The organism is Phyllobacterium sp. SYP-B3895 (genome assembly GCF_009647635.1).
GTDB lineage: Bacteria > Pseudomonadota > Alphaproteobacteria > Rhizobiales > Rhizobiaceae > Phyllobacterium > Phyllobacterium pellucidum.
Genome location: NZ_WJIG01000004.1, coordinates 191,946 through 206,443, shown reverse-complemented (window position 1 = coordinate 206,443; position 14,498 = coordinate 191,946). Strand labels below are relative to the sequence as shown.

16 protein-coding genes are annotated in these 14,498 nt (G+C 56.9%); 11 read left to right on the top strand and 5 right to left on the bottom strand.

Translation table 11 applies throughout. From position 1 onward, the window contains the following. Positions 1 to 753, bottom strand: coding sequence for a FadR/GntR family transcriptional regulator (locus GF108_RS18675; protein ID WP_153669824.1), 753 nt, complete (start codon positions 751 to 753; stop codon positions 1 to 3). A 258-nt stretch (positions 754 to 1,011) separates the two neighbouring features. Here GF108_RS18675 and GF108_RS18670 point away from each other — a divergent pair, with 258 nt between their 5' ends. The 9 genes from GF108_RS18670 to GF108_RS18630 all read left to right on the top strand — a co-directional run bounded on the left by GF108_RS18670 (position 1,012) and on the right by GF108_RS18630 (position 9,314). Continuing rightward, positions 1,012 to 1,824, top strand: a complete 813-nt coding sequence (locus GF108_RS18670; protein ID WP_153669822.1) for a transporter substrate-binding domain-containing protein — start codon at positions 1,012 to 1,014, stop codon at positions 1,822 to 1,824. Positions 1,825 to 1,901: 77 nt separating this feature from the next. Continuing rightward, positions 1,902 to 2,621: an amino acid ABC transporter permease gene (locus GF108_RS18665; protein WP_153669820.1), complete on the top strand. Its 720-nt coding sequence runs from the start codon at positions 1,902 to 1,904 to the stop codon at positions 2,619 to 2,621. After that, a complete protein-coding gene (locus GF108_RS18660) occupies positions 2,615 to 3,274 on the top strand; it encodes an amino acid ABC transporter permease (protein ID WP_370462254.1) in 660 nt (219 codons plus the stop codon). Before GF108_RS18665 ends, GF108_RS18660 begins: the two co-directional genes overlap by 7 nt. Beyond that, complete coding sequence (locus GF108_RS18655; protein ID WP_091923277.1) at positions 3,255 to 3,986, top strand: amino acid ABC transporter ATP-binding protein; 732 nt, start codon at positions 3,255 to 3,257, stop codon at positions 3,984 to 3,986. The genes GF108_RS18660 and GF108_RS18655 overlap by 20 nt, the downstream gene beginning before the upstream one ends. A 35-nt stretch (positions 3,987 to 4,021) precedes the next feature. Continuing rightward, complete coding sequence (locus GF108_RS18650; protein WP_153669816.1) at positions 4,022 to 4,831, top strand: HpcH/HpaI aldolase/citrate lyase family protein; 810 nt, start codon at positions 4,022 to 4,024, stop codon at positions 4,829 to 4,831. Between the two features lie 34 nt (positions 4,832 to 4,865). Beyond that, positions 4,866 to 5,684, top strand: a complete 819-nt coding sequence (locus tag GF108_RS18645) for an SDR family oxidoreductase (protein WP_091946751.1) — start codon at positions 4,866 to 4,868, stop codon at positions 5,682 to 5,684. Positions 5,685 to 5,713: 29 nt separating this feature from the next. Beyond that, positions 5,714 to 7,321: an FGGY-family carbohydrate kinase gene (locus tag GF108_RS18640; RefSeq protein WP_153669814.1), complete on the top strand. Its 1,608-nt coding sequence runs from the start codon at positions 5,714 to 5,716 to the stop codon at positions 7,319 to 7,321. An 11-nt stretch (positions 7,322 to 7,332) separates the two neighbouring features. After that, positions 7,333 to 8,955 carry a fucose isomerase gene (locus GF108_RS18635; RefSeq protein ID WP_153669812.1) on the top strand — a complete coding sequence of 541 codons (1,623 nt, stop codon included), beginning with the start codon at positions 7,333 to 7,335 and terminating at the stop codon, positions 8,953 to 8,955. Positions 8,956 to 9,101: 146 nt separating this feature from the next. Then, positions 9,102 to 9,314, top strand: a complete 213-nt coding sequence (locus tag GF108_RS18630; protein WP_153669810.1) for a cold shock domain-containing protein — start codon at positions 9,102 to 9,104, stop codon at positions 9,312 to 9,314. Here the strand turns inward: GF108_RS18630 and GF108_RS18625 are convergent. After that, positions 9,278 to 9,655: a YciI family protein gene (locus GF108_RS18625; protein WP_153669809.1), complete on the bottom strand. Its 378-nt coding sequence runs from the start codon at positions 9,653 to 9,655 to the stop codon at positions 9,278 to 9,280. The two genes, GF108_RS18630 and GF108_RS18625, sit on opposite strands and share 37 nt — an antisense overlap. A 62-nt stretch (positions 9,656 to 9,717) precedes the next feature. Continuing rightward, positions 9,718 to 9,864 (bottom strand): hypothetical protein, encoded by a 147-nt coding sequence (locus GF108_RS18620; protein WP_153669807.1) that lies wholly within the window; start codon positions 9,862 to 9,864, stop codon positions 9,718 to 9,720. A gap of 389 nt (positions 9,865 to 10,253) precedes the next feature. On the opposite strand from GF108_RS18620, the gene GF108_RS18615 reads away from it, so the two are divergent. After that, positions 10,254 to 10,700 (top strand): GFA family protein, encoded by a 447-nt coding sequence (locus GF108_RS18615; protein ID WP_153669805.1) that lies wholly within the window; start codon positions 10,254 to 10,256, stop codon positions 10,698 to 10,700. 334 nt (positions 10,701 to 11,034) lie between these two features. Here GF108_RS18615 and GF108_RS18610 read toward each other — a convergent pair whose 3' ends face one another. Beyond that, on the bottom strand, positions 11,035 to 11,226 hold the full coding sequence (locus GF108_RS18610) for a hypothetical protein (RefSeq protein ID WP_113281297.1): 192 nt from the start codon (positions 11,224 to 11,226) through the stop codon (positions 11,035 to 11,037). A 1,214-nt stretch (positions 11,227 to 12,440) separates the two neighbouring features. Next, entirely contained in the window at positions 12,441 to 13,841 is a 1,401-nt protein-coding gene (locus tag GF108_RS18605) for an amidase (protein WP_153670271.1), read from the bottom strand. Between the two features lie 255 nt (positions 13,842 to 14,096). On the opposite strand from GF108_RS18605, the gene GF108_RS18600 reads away from it, so the two are divergent. Further along, entirely contained in the window at positions 14,097 to 14,354 is a 258-nt protein-coding gene (locus GF108_RS18600) for a hypothetical protein (protein WP_027232142.1), read from the top strand. Positions 14,355 to 14,498: the final 144 nt, after the last annotated feature.

The following is a 14,498-nucleotide window of genomic DNA, read 5'->3' as shown; positions in this document are numbered from 1 at the left end:
TCATTTTTCCTTAGCGTTGGCATTTTCGATCGCGACCCGCAGATAAGCTGCACTGTTGTCGATTTGGGCGCGCATTAGCGTTTTCGCACCAGCCTCATCACGGTTGCGGATCATTTCGAAGATATCCGCGTGCTCCGCATAGGCGGCCGCGAGTGATTTGCTTGGGACACGGCTGGTGACTCGGATGACTTCGGTGATGAGGCCGTAGAGATTGTCGTAGAAGACAGACAGGATCGCATTTCCTGTCGAGTGTACGAGAGCCAGATGAAAGGCTGCGTCAGCCTGCGTAAATCCTGCAAAATCCTCATTGTCGCGAGCAACGCGCATCGCTTCAAGGGCCGCCTCTACCTCGGCATTCACCGGCTGTGCCTTGGCTGTCAGCAGGCCCACCACCTCGGTTTCGATCATGCGGCGTACGACCATCAACTGTAGGAGATACTCCGAGTCGCTGGCGAAGCGTTGCCGAACCGTAACGGCGAGCGTCCCCAGAAACTCAGCGACATCATCCCGGACGACGATGGTGCGTTCACCGTGTCGACGTCTGACGAGTCCCTTGGTCTCAAGGATTTGCATCGCTTCTCGCACAGACCGCGTGGATACACCAAAGTCACGGGCAATTTCACTTTCCGATGGAAGCCGCTCCCCAATCGGCAAGGCGCCCGAAATGATCTGGTCCTCGAGCGCACTCGCGACCGAGGAATGAAGCCTGCTTCGCGGCCTCGCTTCAGGCGGCGCCTGTTCGGTGGATCTCATTTTCGCCCTCTCCTTCAGTCCCACGACCGCAACTGCAACCCCAGGTGGCCGTCGCTCTTCATCACAATCATGTGCTGCAATTTATTCAGCGAACGTGCTTGACTCATACTTATGTCATAAGTCATATGTCAAGAGTTAGTTCAGGGCACGCACGGTAGGTGGCAGTCGCTCTGCAGGTCGCCCGGACGTTAGGGCGGTGGCAAGCAAACGGTACGCCACGATTAGTGCGATCCGTAACGAACGAGGGAGGAGAATAAAATGATCAAACGTTTGCGACATTTGGTCGGCGGCATCATTGCCCTGGCGGCCGTTTTGGCTGCATCTGCAACAGGTGCAAGTGCACAGACAACGGCGGATATCGCCAAGAAGGGCAGCGCCACCATCGGTGTTCTAACCGGCATCCCGCCTTATGATACGGTAGATGCCAACGGCAACACCGACGGGTTCATCGTCGACCTTGCCAAGGAGGCCGCAGCTGCCCTTGGTGTAAAGCTCGAGATTGTACCGGTGAACAACGCTTCACGGGCTGCAGCGCTTGAGTCCGGCCGCGTGGATTTCCTCATCGCGCAAATGACCGCGACACCGGAACGGGCCAAGACGTTCCTTATGACCAATCCCTACGGCGCCTATGAGATGCGCTTTGTTGCGGCCAAGGATATGAAGCTGACTTCGCTCGACGATCTCAAAGGTAAGCGAGTTTCTGTACCTAAAGGCAGTACACAGGACGTTGCAGTCAGCGGTTACGGTGTCGAAGGTCTTGAAGTCGTTCGATTCGACGACGATGCGCTTGCGATGCAGGCGCTGATCTCCGGTCAGGTCGATGCAACAGCTGCTGTTGCCGCGGTCGCCAACGACATCATTACCAAGCGTAATCTCAGCAATCTCGAAGTGAAGAAAGACGTTCCGCTCTTCACCCTCTATTGGTCGATGGCCACGCGCAAAGATGCGACTGAACTCCACCAGTGGCTGAACAACTTCATCTACTACATCGAAGTGACCGGCAAGCTTGATCAACTGCACAGGAAGTGGATCGGCATTCCTGTCCCCGGTGGCAAGCTTCCGACCTTCTAACAAAACGTCGACTTGTGCATGCCCTGTCCCGAGCCGGATCGTCAAGATCCCCGGCTCGGGCACAGCAGGAGACCGTCATGGCATACGAGATGAATTTCACGCCCGTTTTGGCGCGAACGCCGGAATTGATCAGCGGCACCATCGACACTCTAATACTGTCGAGTCAGTCCATCGGCATCGGGCTAACGATCGGACTCGCAGCCGCGTTGCTGCGCGTGGATGGCCCGAAGTGGGGCGCCGTTGTCAGCGCCACCTACGTTGAAGCCTTTCGCAATACGCCGCTGCTCGTGCAGCTGTTCCTTCTGTTTTTCGGGTTGCCCTATATGGGAATCCGACTGACTGCCAATGAGGCGGCAATCTTCGCAATTTCCCTTAACCTTGGAGCCTATTCGGCCGAAATCTTTCGAGCAGGCCTGCTCGCCATTCCGAAGACGCAAATCGAGGCGGGTCTCGCGCTGGGCCTCTCGCGCCTTCAGGTCATGCGCTATGTCGTCATTATTCCGGCACTGCGTATCATCTATCCCTCTCTAACCGGACAGCTCACGCTGACTCTGCTTGGCACGTCCATCGCGTCCGCCATTTCGGCGACCGAATTGACCCTGGCAGGCGCAAAGATCGAATCGCAGACCTTCCGCAGTCTCGAAACCTTTCTGGTTTTGGCGGCAATCTACGTCACCATGACCTTCGTTTTCCGCTTTCTCTATTGGCTGGTCGGGCTGTGGCTGTTCCGTCGCCGCGTCCCCAAGACGGGGTCTGCAGCCGCAACACTCACCCTCCCCCGCGAGGTCGAATCATGATCCAGTCCTTCGGTTGGCAGAGCGTACAATTCCTTTTCCACGGTCTTGTGTGGACCGTCGGCCTCTCCCTGTGCACATTCGTCGGCGGCGGGATCTTCGGCCTGCTCTTTGCTATTGCGCGTTCCCTCGGCCCAAATTGGCTACGGACGCTGGTGGCGGGTTATATCCAGCTCGTTCAGGCCACTCCGCTGCTGATTGTCGTCTTCCTCTCCTATTACGGATTGAGCTTTCTTGGCTTCTATTTCCCGCCGTTGGCCGCGGCAGCGATCTCGCTGACGATTTACGCCACTGCATTCCTTGCCGATATCTGGCGCGGCTGTATCGAGGCGATTCCGCGCACGCAATGGGAAGCAGCCGACGCGCTCGCACTCAGCCCGTTCCAACGCCTGCGCTATGTGATCCTGCCACAGGCATTTAAAATCTCGCTCGGTCCCACAGTCGGGTTCATGGTGCAGATCGTGAAGAATACGTCCGTGACCGCTCTGATTGGCTTCGTCGAACTGACACGGGCCGGCCAGCTCCTCAACAACATGACGTTCCAGCCCTTCCACGTCTTCCTGACGGTCGCCGCGATGTACTTCGTCATTTGCTATCCCCTGTCGTGGTGGAGCGAGAAACTCAAGGAAAGAAAACATGCCGGCACTGCGCATTGAGAATCTCAAAAAATCCTACGGCAACGTTCCTGTCCTCAAAGGCATAAATCTTGCGGTGGAAAACGGCGATGTCGTCGCGGTCATAGGCCGCTCGGGCTCTGGCAAGAGCACCATGCTCCGCTGCATCAACGGGCTTGAGCCGTTCCAGGAAGGCACGATCGAAGTTGTAGGCCACAAGCTCGACCAATCCCGCGCCAACCTGCGTGAATTGCGCAAGGAGGTCGGCATGGTGTTTCAAAGCTATAACCTCTTTCCGCACCTTTCCGTCGCCGAAAACATCACGCTTGCGCCACGCGTCGTCAAAGGGCTGCCACGTGATGAAGGTTCAGCGCTGGTGCGGGAGGTCCTGAGCCGCGTCGGATTGGCAGAGAAGGCCGATGCTTATCCGGACGAATTATCGGGCGGTCAGCAACAGCGCGTTGCCATAGCGCGATCCTTGGCAATGAAGCCAAAGGTAATGCTATTCGACGAGGTGACGTCGGCGCTCGATCCCGAACTGACAGGCGAGGTTCTCAAGACGATCGCTCAGCTCGCTGAAGCCGGCATGACCATGGTTCTGGTCACGCACGAGATGGGGTTCGCCCGCCGCGTCGCCACCCGCACCGTCTTCATGCACCAGGGCACGGTCTGGGAAGAAGGTAAATCGGAAGAAATCTTCACCCATCCAAAAACGCCGGAACTGAAAAACTTCATCGCGCCCGATCTCAAGTGAGCGGCCAAGCCATTACCACCAAGGAGACTGAGAAATTGCCCGGACCAGAGAACACCAAACTAGCCAGCAAGTTGAAAAACGGCGAGCCGACGTTCGGCGCCACTTTTTACACGGGATCGACGGCTGCCATCGAGGCCGCCGGAAACTGGGGGCTCGACTTCGCCTTCATCGACGCCGAACACACGCCGGTCAACGTCGATGCACATATGGAAAAACTGGTGCTTGTCGCGCTGCTCGCGGGAATCGCGCCTCTCGTGCGGGTACGCGGCACCAATGAATGGGACATTCGCAAGTCGCTCGAATTCGGGGCAACAGGGGTTATCGTGCCGCAAGTCGGCACGGCCGAACAGGCGCGCGCCATCGTGAGGGCGGCTAAATTCCCGCCCTTTGGCCGCCGTGGCGGTGATGCGAGTTGTCGTGCCGCCGGCTTTGCCGGGCCCGGTTTCCAGTGGTCGGCCTACATGGAGCACGAGAACGCAACCCGTCTCGTCATTCCAATGGCCGAGAGCTACGAGTTCTTCGACAATATCGACGAGATCCTCGACGTCGAAGGTATCGACGTCATCAACTTCGGACCGGCGGACTACTCGATTTCGCGGCGCATCTCCATCGACTATTCGATGTCGCATCCTGAAATCGAGGAGAAGCTCGCCGAGCTCATCGAAAAATGCCATGCGCGCGGCATCAAGGTGATGGCACCATGCATTCCGCCTGTTGCCGAGAACGTCACCGCGCTCAAGAAGAAGGGCGTCGACATGATCATCATGGGAAATGACGTCCTGTTCCTCAATGAGGGACTGCGCCGCGCGCGCGAAGCGGTTGATACATCCGCTAAGTCCGCTTGACCACCGAACATTTCAGGACACCAGGAAAAACACCATGAGTGATGCATTTGATATCAGTGGCCGCGTCGCGGTCGTCACGGGCGGTCTCGGTCAGCTAGGCACGCAATTCTCCAAGTCGCTTGCGGAGGCTGGCGTAAAGGTAGCAATCTTCAGCAGACGTCCTTTCAGCGCCGAGAAGCTTGCCGAAAAGTTCCCGGGCCTCACAGACCGCATTCGCGTCTACGAAGCAAGCGTGACCGACAAGGCCGCCCTCGAAAAGGCGACCGAACAACTGATCGACGATTGGGGTGTACCGCACATCCTCGTCAACAATGCCGGGATAGACTCCAAGCCTGACGGCTCGGCGGAGCAGAATGCGCCCTTCGAGGTCTACCCGCAGAAATATTGGGATGAAATCATCGATACCAACCTTACGGGCGTCATGCTGACGAGCCAGGTCGTCGGCAGCAAGATGGCTGAGGTTGGGCGCGGTTCGATCATCAATGTCGGCTCGATTTACGGCATCGTCTCGCCGAACCAAGCTCTCTATGCTTATCGCGAAGAGCGCGACGGCATCCCATTCGTCAAGGCGATCTCCTACGCCGCATCGAAGTCGGGCCTGGTCAACCTGACGCGCTATCTCGGCACTTACTGGGGAACGAAGAACGTTCGCGTCAACCTCATCTCCTTCGGCGGCGTAAAGACGGCAAGCTTCGATAAGGAATTCGTCGAAGCCTTCCTCGACCGCGTGCCCATGCGCCGGCAGGCCGAGATCAATGAGTACAACGGGGTGATCCGCTTCCTTGCCTCCGATGCCTCGTCCTACATGACCGGCTCGAATGTGGTCGTGGATGGCGGCTTTACTGCCTGGTAGTCGGTGCGGGAACGACACGGGAAAATCGCATGAAAGCATTTTTGGGAATTGACGTCGGGACGGGCAGTGCCCGCGCCGGCGTCTTTGATGCCCGGGGCACGCTGCTCGGAACAGGTATTGCCGCGATCGAAACGCTTCGCCCGCGCCCGAACTTCGCCCAGCAGAGCTCAGCCGGCGTCTGGCGCGCAGTTTGTATGGCGGTGGTTGCGGCGACGGAAAGCGCCGGAATCGCCCCTGCCAGCATCGTCGGTATCGGCTTCGACGCCACCTGCTCGCTCGTCGTTGTCGGTGAGACTGGAAAACCGGTAAGCGTCTGCCCCAATTCGACACCGGATAGTGACATCATCCTTTGGATGGACCACCGGGCAATTGGCGATGCCGATGAAATCAATGCAATTGGCGGCGAGGTTCTTGACTATGTCGGCGGACGTATATCTCCGGAAATGCAGATGCCAAAACTTCGGTGGCTCAAGCGCGAACTGCCGGAGAGCTGGAAGATTGCCGCTACGTTTTGGGACCTTCCCGACTGGCTCGTCCACAGGGCAACAGGCACCAGCACCCGGTCCGTCTGCTCGGCTGTGTGCAAGTGGACCTATCTCGGGCACAAGGGGTTCAATGGCGAAGGATGGGATCAAGAATTCCTCGCCGCAATTGGCCTTGGCGATCTCGGGGACAGTGATCACCTGGCGATCGGCAACCAATTTGCGCCGGCGGGAACGGCCATTGGACAATTGAGCGAGACTGCAGCGGCGGAACTCGGCCTTCAACCTGGTATTGCCGTTTCGAGCGGCATGATCGACGCCTATGCCGGCGCGCTCGGAACGTTGGGCGTCAGCGCTGCTCGCGGCGCAAGCCTTGCGCTTATTGGCGGCACATCATCATGTCACATTGTAACTTCCGAAGAACCTATCTTCGTAGGCGGTGTATGGGGACCCTATTATTCCGTGCTGCTTCCAGGAGTGTGGGCCAGTGAAGGCGGGCAATCCGCCGCCGGCGCGCTGATCGATGCTGTTATCGCTCGCCATGCCGCCAGCGCCACGCTTGGCGACAATAGTAGGCCCGCCGAACAATTGCATCGGCACCTGGCCGCTATGGCGGACGAGCCCGCCTTCTTGACGGCGGATAGGCACCTCAACCCCGATTTTCACGGAAACCGTTCGCCCTTGGCGCAAGCGTGGCGAAAAGGCGCGGTGAGCGGGCTCACCCTTGATTCCGATGTTGACGACCTTGCACTCGACTATCTCGCGACCATCCAGGCACTCGCCTATGGCACGCGCCATATCATTGAAGAGATGCAACGCAAGGGGATCGAGGTGTCGAGCCTCGTAGTCAGTGGCGGGCTCGCAAAGAATACACTTTATCTCCGGGAGCATGCCGACGCGACGGGGTGCCGTGTGGTGGTGCCGGCGCAATCGGAACCAGTGCTGTTGGGTTCTGCCATTCTCGGCGCCGTAGCGGCCGGCGCATTCAATGACATTGCTTCCGCGATGTCAGCCATGAGTGGAGACGGAACGGTTGTCGAACCACGATCGGGAAAGATTCGGCGGTATCACCAGGCAAAATACAAAGTGTTCCGCAGGATGCAGGAAGACTTTGCCGCTTACGCGCAAATGATGTCGGCCGAGCCGCTGAATTAAGAGGAACGATTATGACCAGGATAATGCTTGTCGCCAGCGGTGACCTGCGGGAGAGTGCGAATGTCAAGTGCTGGCCGGCCCAGGCGGCGATGGAGCGGAAACTCACCGAGGTATTGGCCAGTCTAGGCCACGACCTCGTGCGTGCCCATCCATTCCGAAATGATAAGGGCCACGGGTTTATCGCCTCACAGCGCGAAGGCATGGACATTTTTGCCACGATCGACCCCGCGGTGCCGCTTATTGTCGCCGAGGCGGTCTGGCAATATTCGCATCACGTGCTCGCCGGCCTCGTCAACCACAGCGGACCAATCTTGACTGTTGCCAACTGGGCCGGGGAATGGCCCGGGCTCGTCGGACTTCTCAATCTGAACGGTTCCCTCACCAAAGCCGGCGTCGCCTACTCGACACTATGGAGCGAGACATTCGACGACACCTTCTTTCGCTCTGGACTAAAGAAGTGGCTCGAAACTGGTAGATTCGAGCATGACACGTCGCATGCCATCGCACTGGACAAGGCTCGCTTGCCCGCCGAGGCAGCGAGGCTTGGCCGGGAGCTTGCAAAATCCATCCGGCGCGACAAGGTCATCCTTGGCGTTTTTGATGAAGGCTGCATGGGTATGTACAATGCAATCATCCCCGACGAACTTCTGATGCCGCTGGGCTTCTGGAAGGAACGGCTGTCCCAGTCGGCGCTCTACCACGCAACGATGCAAGTATCAGAGACCGAAGCGCGTCAAGTGTACAATTGGATGGTCGCAAAGGGCATGACATTCCACTTCGGTGACGATCCGAAAATTGAGCTTACCGAAGCGCAGGTTATCGACCAATGCCGCATGTACATCGCCGTGGTGCGAATAGCCGACGCCTTCGGCTGCGAGGCAGTTGGAATTCAGTATCAGCAAGGACTGAAGGACCTTCTTCCTGCCTCTGATCTCGTCGAGGGAATGCTCAATAATGATGACCGCCCCGACGTCATCGGCCGCGATGGCAAGCCGATCAAGCCGGGCGAAGCGATCGTCCATTTCAACGAAGTCGATGAGTGCGCAGCGCTCGATGGAGTCATGACCAATCGCGTTCATCGCGCGCTTGGCCAGCCGGTGGAAAATACCTTGCACGATATTCGCTGGGGCGACATAGACCGCTCGGGTGGCCGCGACGATTTCATCTGGGTCTTCGAGATTTCGGGAGCGGCGCCTCCGGCACACCACGAGGGTGGCTGGGCAGGATCGGAAAGCTTCCGCCAACCGGCAATGTTCTTTCCTGCCGGAGGCGGCACTCTGCGCGGTGTCGCTAAAGCCGGTGAACTCGTGTGGAGCCGAATCTTTGTGGCAGACGGCACGCTTCATATGGATATTGGTCGCGGCCAGGCCGTAGCGTTGTCAGAAGCTGAGACGGAACGACGGTCGCGGGCGACCAATCCCGAATGGCCTATCATGCACGCCGTCCTGACAGGCGTTGATCGCGACGCCATGATGGCGCGGCATAAAGCGAACCATGTTCAAGTTGTCTATGGCACCTCCGCCGAGGCGGCGGACGCAGCCATGTGGACGAAAGCAGCGCTGGCGGCTGAGTTGGGTATCTCCGTCAATATCTGCGGGTTTAATCAAAGCGCATGCGATCATGGCGGCCGATGAACCCTACCTTTCGCTACGCATTTGTTCCGTTTGAGACACCGTAATGGCGCCGGCATTGTCGTGTTCAGAGCAAAGGTCGCCCACTTGAGACCGATACTCGAGTTTGTCATGAGGACAGCCGACAATGGGTTTTCCATCCGTCGGTGATGCTACCGCTTGATCCTACTACTGCCCTCGATACCTTGTTATATACAACAGAGGGGACGACACATGGCTGGTTCACTTCTCAGAAGGGCTTCGGCTTCATTCGGCCAGATAGCGGGAGTACAGACGTGATCGTACATATTTTGGCGGTCGAGCGAGCTCCCACCGGGAGTGCCAATCAATCCCTGTCTGATAGCGTCGCCCCGGACTGGTAGAGCAAGACCGGGCGGACTTCATAGACGGCGGTCGGGTTGGCACGGCGCAAGTCGCGGGCAATGGCGATCGCTCCCTCAATTGCGGGGCACTCAACAACATAGAAGCCGAGCAATTGCTCCTTTGTTTCTGCAAATGGCCCGTCAGTGACGATACCGGCTCCCTTCCCACGCAATGTGATCGCGCGCCGGGTCGGCCCGAGGCGGGCCGCTGGGCCCAGGCTCTTTTCCTTTACGAGGCGGTCGCCGATTTCCAGAAGTTCGGCCATCAAAGATGCGTCCTCCTCTTTCGACCATGATTCGACAATCTCTTCCTCGTGATAGGCCAAGATGGCGTAGAACATGAACTGCGTCCCTCTTTTCAGACGATGATGACAGGAAAAATCGGCGGCGGTCGTCCCGATTGCTATTTCTGGCGCGCAGCCAATCCGACAAGCCATACGATTAGGGATAGCAGTCCCGCTCCGACCGCTGCCCCTCCGAGAAGCTCGACAAGATATCCTGTTGCGGGAACGCTTCGCGCCCTGCCCGTATAGAGTATCCATATGGCCATCAGCAGGCATCCAAGTATAGCGCCCCACATAACAGATCTCGTTAAACTGAGTTTCCTCATCATTTCTCCGGAAAGGTGTTAGAGGAAGCGGACGCTCACCTTGGCTATGCTGGACGATCAAACAAGGCATGCCAAATGAGTGGTACACCAAAATAGATTATCGCGGCCGCAATGAAAACCAAAGCAAAGATAAACCAGGCTGTGACGCTGCTCTTCATATGGATTCCCCCGACGTGGTGCATGTTGCCAAGCGGCCGCCAAAATAATGCTACACCATCGCGAGACCAAATCTTTATTCGCTGGGTCCCAATTCTTGGCAATCGATCCAAAATGTATAAATGCAAATTGACCGATGCGGAACTAAATTTCAGGCAATTGGTTCGAAATGAATGACACAAAGGCTGGAAACCTGCGCCTGCTTTTGCGGGCAAGTCACCGCCGAGGCCGAGGGCGAACCGTTCTGGATCTGCTACGATCACGACGATGATTGTCGCCGCGCGATCGGATCACCGCTAACGATCTGGGTGGGTTACAAAACGGCACAATTTCGCTTTACGCATGAGCCACCAAAGACCTTCTCAAGAACGAGTGGGGTAGTGCGCAGCTTCTGCGGTACCTGTGGCACCTCAATCGGGTACGAGGATGAGGGCATAGCCGGCGAGATATATTTGACGATCGGCTTCTTCGATCATCCTGAACATTTCGCCCCCGCTGCGCATGCCTATTGGCAGTTGAAGCTTCCCTGGATTGCCTTCGATGATACCTTGCCAAGAATAGATCAGTACTCGCGACCGCGCGACTCGGCCTATGGCACGCCGCGTGACCGGAAGAAGTGAGAGAACACCTCCGGGAAGTGCGCGGGTAGGCAAGGGGGCTTTTAAGTGGCGGCTGCAAATCAGCGAATGGCTTATTCCGCGGGACAAAGCTTTTTGATGGCCTGGGCTTCCCCGTTGAGCTTGGCAGATTGCCTGCGCTTCATCATATCGAATGCGATTATGGCGCCCAGTACGACGGGGCCGCCTAGAACGATGAAATACCATAGGTATAGCGTCATCGGTTTCCTTCATTTGTGACAGGAGATTGATTTCAGTCGAAAGAAATGTCTTGCCTGTAAGGCCATAGGATTGTGCCCTTTTTAGCGTGAGCAAAAGGGGCTCGAAAAAAATGTGGCTAACGGCGACTCTTTCGCGCGCTGACCGAAGCATTGATCCGCTCGCAATCACCGTTGAATTTGATGATCAACTGTTCGGCATCATCCCTGTTGAGGTTAAACGCTTCCATGAGGTGATCGACAGTGTAGGTTTCTCCGATTTTGCCCGGAGGGCGGTTCTTCCATGTGGAAGTCGTCTTATCGTTGGTCATCTGTTTTCCTCGCATGTGAATGGCTGTCTCTTATGAGCGGAATGCCATCTCCGCCTTGAGCATCGCGCCTGGCGTCGGTCAGCATGGCCTCTCGCTCGCCGCGCGATCTGTGGCGCATCGATGTGATCGATTTATTTGAAATCCGAAACTGTCCGCAGGTCGGGCAGAAGAATTCAACGAAATCGCCGTCTCGGGGTAGCACTTCATGAACAGGTTCATCGGAAATAGGGCAATTATAATAGGTTTTTAGCATATATCCTCCGTTGAGCAGTATACACCCTCCATCAGCATTCACCTAAGAAACCGCGCCCGTTCCAAAATTACGTGTTGATGTTGAATATCCGGCTTTTTCCACCCTTCAAGACGGAAGGAAGTAAACGCTCGCGCCCAGGAACACGATCAGGATCAGGGCAAAAGCGGCAATCCGGAGATACCAGGCTCTATTATTGTTCATGCCGATCGATCATCTCATATGCTGGCGTAAAATGAAAAACAGCCACACTCCGACAAAGAGAGCCATCGCAGTCAGGGCATAGAATAGCGAGCCGCCTGAAAACATATCTGCCGCAATCGTCGTCATTAGAACCGTAAATGATTAATGGTTCAGTGATGGAACGCGGGCCAAACCTGTCTGTTCCATAAGACGCAGGCGATGGAGACAAATGCTGCGGTATCGCCATATTTGCAAGTAATGCATCGTTCGGAAAGAGGGGGCGTATGAAGATGCCGCGAGTGAGCGGCAGCGATTACGGGACTATCAACAGCAAATACGATAGTGTTGGCACTACGGAATACCCGCGTCGGCCACCAAATGGGAGGCTTCGTACACAGCATAGACCCATAAAATGAGGAATTCGAACGATGCGCAATCCAGTTACAAATTCAAACGACACGTTTTCTAAGCAACTTTCCCGGAGCCGTTTCCTGCTGATCGTGGTTCCACTCATAGTGCTCGCGTCGTGTGCTTCTTCCGAAAAAAAGTGGGTCCATAGCGAGGCTCCGGCGACTCCGGCAGACAATGATATGGTGCAGTGCAAATATCAGGCCGCGAGTGCGACGGCTTCCTTGGCTTCCGATAGTTCTGCCAGACGGAAGGAAGAAGCCAATCTGATCAATAGCTGCATGCAGGCAAAGGGATACAAACAGTAATCAACAATCGGTGTGCAACTGTTGCCTGGCGCCAAGACCTGCCTTCCGGACTGACATTCATGAAATCAAACATGGCGCGGCGGTCGTGGGTCTATCGGCGTCGGTGGATGAAGGTCCAAAAGGAGTTCCAGTGCACGGGCGGCAGCAAGTACCTGTCCCTCGGCGCGGGTGCGGCCGACGATTTGTAGTCCGACCGGACGTCCATCTTTGGTGAACCCGCAAGGCAGGCTGAGCGCCGGCGCTGCTGTCAGGGAAATTGCGTAGGCTATTGCCAGCCATTCGAAATAATTAGGAAAGGCATAGCCGGCACATTCCTTCACGTATCTGTCGCTGGCAGGATAGGCGGCTACGACCGTGGCCGGACAAAGAAGGAGGTCATAAGTCTCGAAAAAGGCATGCATCCTTCGGTAAATCGCCGCGCGATTGTTTTCCGCTCGTACGATATCTGCCATCGAATAGCTGAGCCCCTTTTCAATATTCCATACGACTTCCGGCTTCATTTTGTCCCGATGTGGTTCCAGAAGCGCGCCGTAACTTATGGCAAAGGCCATGCCGCGCAGGACGCTGAACGTGTCATGGGCCTCCGAGAGATCGGGATGCGCCTCTTCAACATGCGTGCCAATTGCCGCCAAGCTTGCAGCTGCTGCGCGACAGATCGAGGCGACCTCCGGGTCAACGGGCGTAATGCCAAGATCGGCGGAAAAGGCCACCCGCGCCGGCCGCCAGCCGGAGCGCGCTGCGGCAAGGAAACTCTCGGTCCGCGGTAACGACAGAGGGTCAGCAGGGCTATCGCCGGTCATCGCATCTAGCAAAAGCGCTGTGTCTTCTACGTTACGAGCCATAGGACCGTTGACGCTCAGCAGGTCGTCGATCTTGAATCGTGCACTGCGAGGAACGCGGCCCGGGCTTGGGCGCAGGCCCACTACGCCGCAGAAGCTGGCGGGATTGCGCAAGCTGCCTCCAAGGTCGGAGCCTTGCGCGACCCAGGCCATGCCAGTGGCAAGAGCAACGGCGGCCCCACCCGAGGAGCCTGCAGCGGACAGGTTAGTATTCCAGGGATTCAATGTTGTCCCGAAGACGTCGTTGAATGTATTGCCACCAGCACCAAATTCTGGGGTGTTCGACTTGGCGTAAACAACACCGCCCTCGGCCTCCATCCTCTCGACAAGAATGTCGGATTGTTCGGGAACATGGTCTGCAAATATTGTCGAGCCATAGGTGCTGCGAGCGCCGGAAACGTCTGTCAGGTCCTTGATTGGCACAGGCAATCCCGCCAAACGACCGCGGCACCCGAGAGGCTGTTGGAGCAGGCGACGGGCTCGATCGCGGGCGCGATCGAAACAAAGGATCGGAAGTGCGTTGACGACGTTCTCGACGGCGGCAATGCGAACCTCAAGTGCATCGAGACAGTCGAGCGGTGTTACCTCACCGCCATTTAACAGATTGACCACCTCGCAGGCAGACATGCCCGTTAGACCAATATCGCCTGCCACGACGCTATTCTCCGATGGAACGTGTCCAAGCGAAAACACTATACCAATGTTCGGTGTGGTGTGTCGCAAAAATAGGCATGCCGGACGCGCTCTAGCGGGTCTGGTAGCGCTCGGTGCGGCGAAGCCCCCGAGTTGAGCATTTGTTACATGGTTGTCGGCGCGTGCCCCGGTGCATTACTGTTTCATCCCACTTGACTTGCTCGGGCAATTTGTTCTCTTTTCGTTCCCATGACAAGGACAATCAAGAATCTGGGCCAGGCGGCCCGCTACGGCATGTTCGTGCGGGTCGGTTGCCGAAAATGCGATAAGGTCGCGACCTTCACGGCGACTGACCTCGCCGCAGTTCTCGGCCACGGCCGCACACTTCCCAGCCTCACCTTCCGGTGTCGGGACTGCAATTCCATAGATTGCGAGGTCATGCCCTACGAAGACGACCGCGATCGCGTCAACAAGAAGCGCGTCATCTGGCGACCGGTGAAGGAATAAAGTACGACACATAAGTTGGGAAGCCATGTAGGCCTACCCCTATTGCCCTCAGTTCACGAACTCGACCGGCTATTTCGTCAAACTTGTTTCAGTCGGGTAATTGGCATCCTGCCAGGCTGCGATGCCATCAGCGAAATAAGAAAC

Coding starts and splice junctions, on each gene's coding strand:
- GF108_RS18645 (WP_091946751.1), top strand. CDS start 4,866: ATGAGTGATGCATTTGATATCAGTGGCCGCGTCGCGGTCGTCACGGGC.
- GF108_RS18620 (WP_153669807.1), bottom strand. CDS start 9,864: ATGGCCATATGGATACTCTATACGGGCAGGGCGCGAAGCGTTCCCGCA.
- GF108_RS18670 (WP_153669822.1), top strand. CDS start 1,012: ATGATCAAACGTTTGCGACATTTGGTCGGCGGCATCATTGCCCTGGCG.
- GF108_RS18610 (WP_113281297.1), bottom strand. CDS start 11,226: ATGACCAACGATAAGACGACTTCCACATGGAAGAACCGCCCTCCGGGC.
- GF108_RS18675 (WP_153669824.1), bottom strand. CDS start 753: ATGAGATCCACCGAACAGGCGCCGCCTGAAGCGAGGCCGCGAAGCAGG.
- GF108_RS18625 (WP_153669809.1), bottom strand. CDS start 9,655: ATGTTCTACGCCATCTTGGCCTATCACGAGGAAGAGATTGTCGAATCA.
- GF108_RS18605 (WP_153670271.1), bottom strand. CDS start 13,841: ATGTCTGCCTGCGAGGTGGTCAATCTGTTAAATGGCGGTGAGGTAACA.
- GF108_RS18635 (WP_153669812.1), top strand. CDS start 7,333: ATGACCAGGATAATGCTTGTCGCCAGCGGTGACCTGCGGGAGAGTGCG.
- GF108_RS18640 (WP_153669814.1), top strand. CDS start 5,714: ATGAAAGCATTTTTGGGAATTGACGTCGGGACGGGCAGTGCCCGCGCC.
- GF108_RS18665 (WP_153669820.1), top strand. CDS start 1,902: ATGGCATACGAGATGAATTTCACGCCCGTTTTGGCGCGAACGCCGGAA.
- GF108_RS18615 (WP_153669805.1), top strand. CDS start 10,254: ATGACACAAAGGCTGGAAACCTGCGCCTGCTTTTGCGGGCAAGTCACC.
- GF108_RS18630 (WP_153669810.1), top strand. CDS start 9,102: ATGCTACCGCTTGATCCTACTACTGCCCTCGATACCTTGTTATATACA.
- GF108_RS18600 (WP_027232142.1), top strand. CDS start 14,097: ATGACAAGGACAATCAAGAATCTGGGCCAGGCGGCCCGCTACGGCATG.
- GF108_RS18655 (WP_091923277.1), top strand. CDS start 3,255: ATGCCGGCACTGCGCATTGAGAATCTCAAAAAATCCTACGGCAACGTT.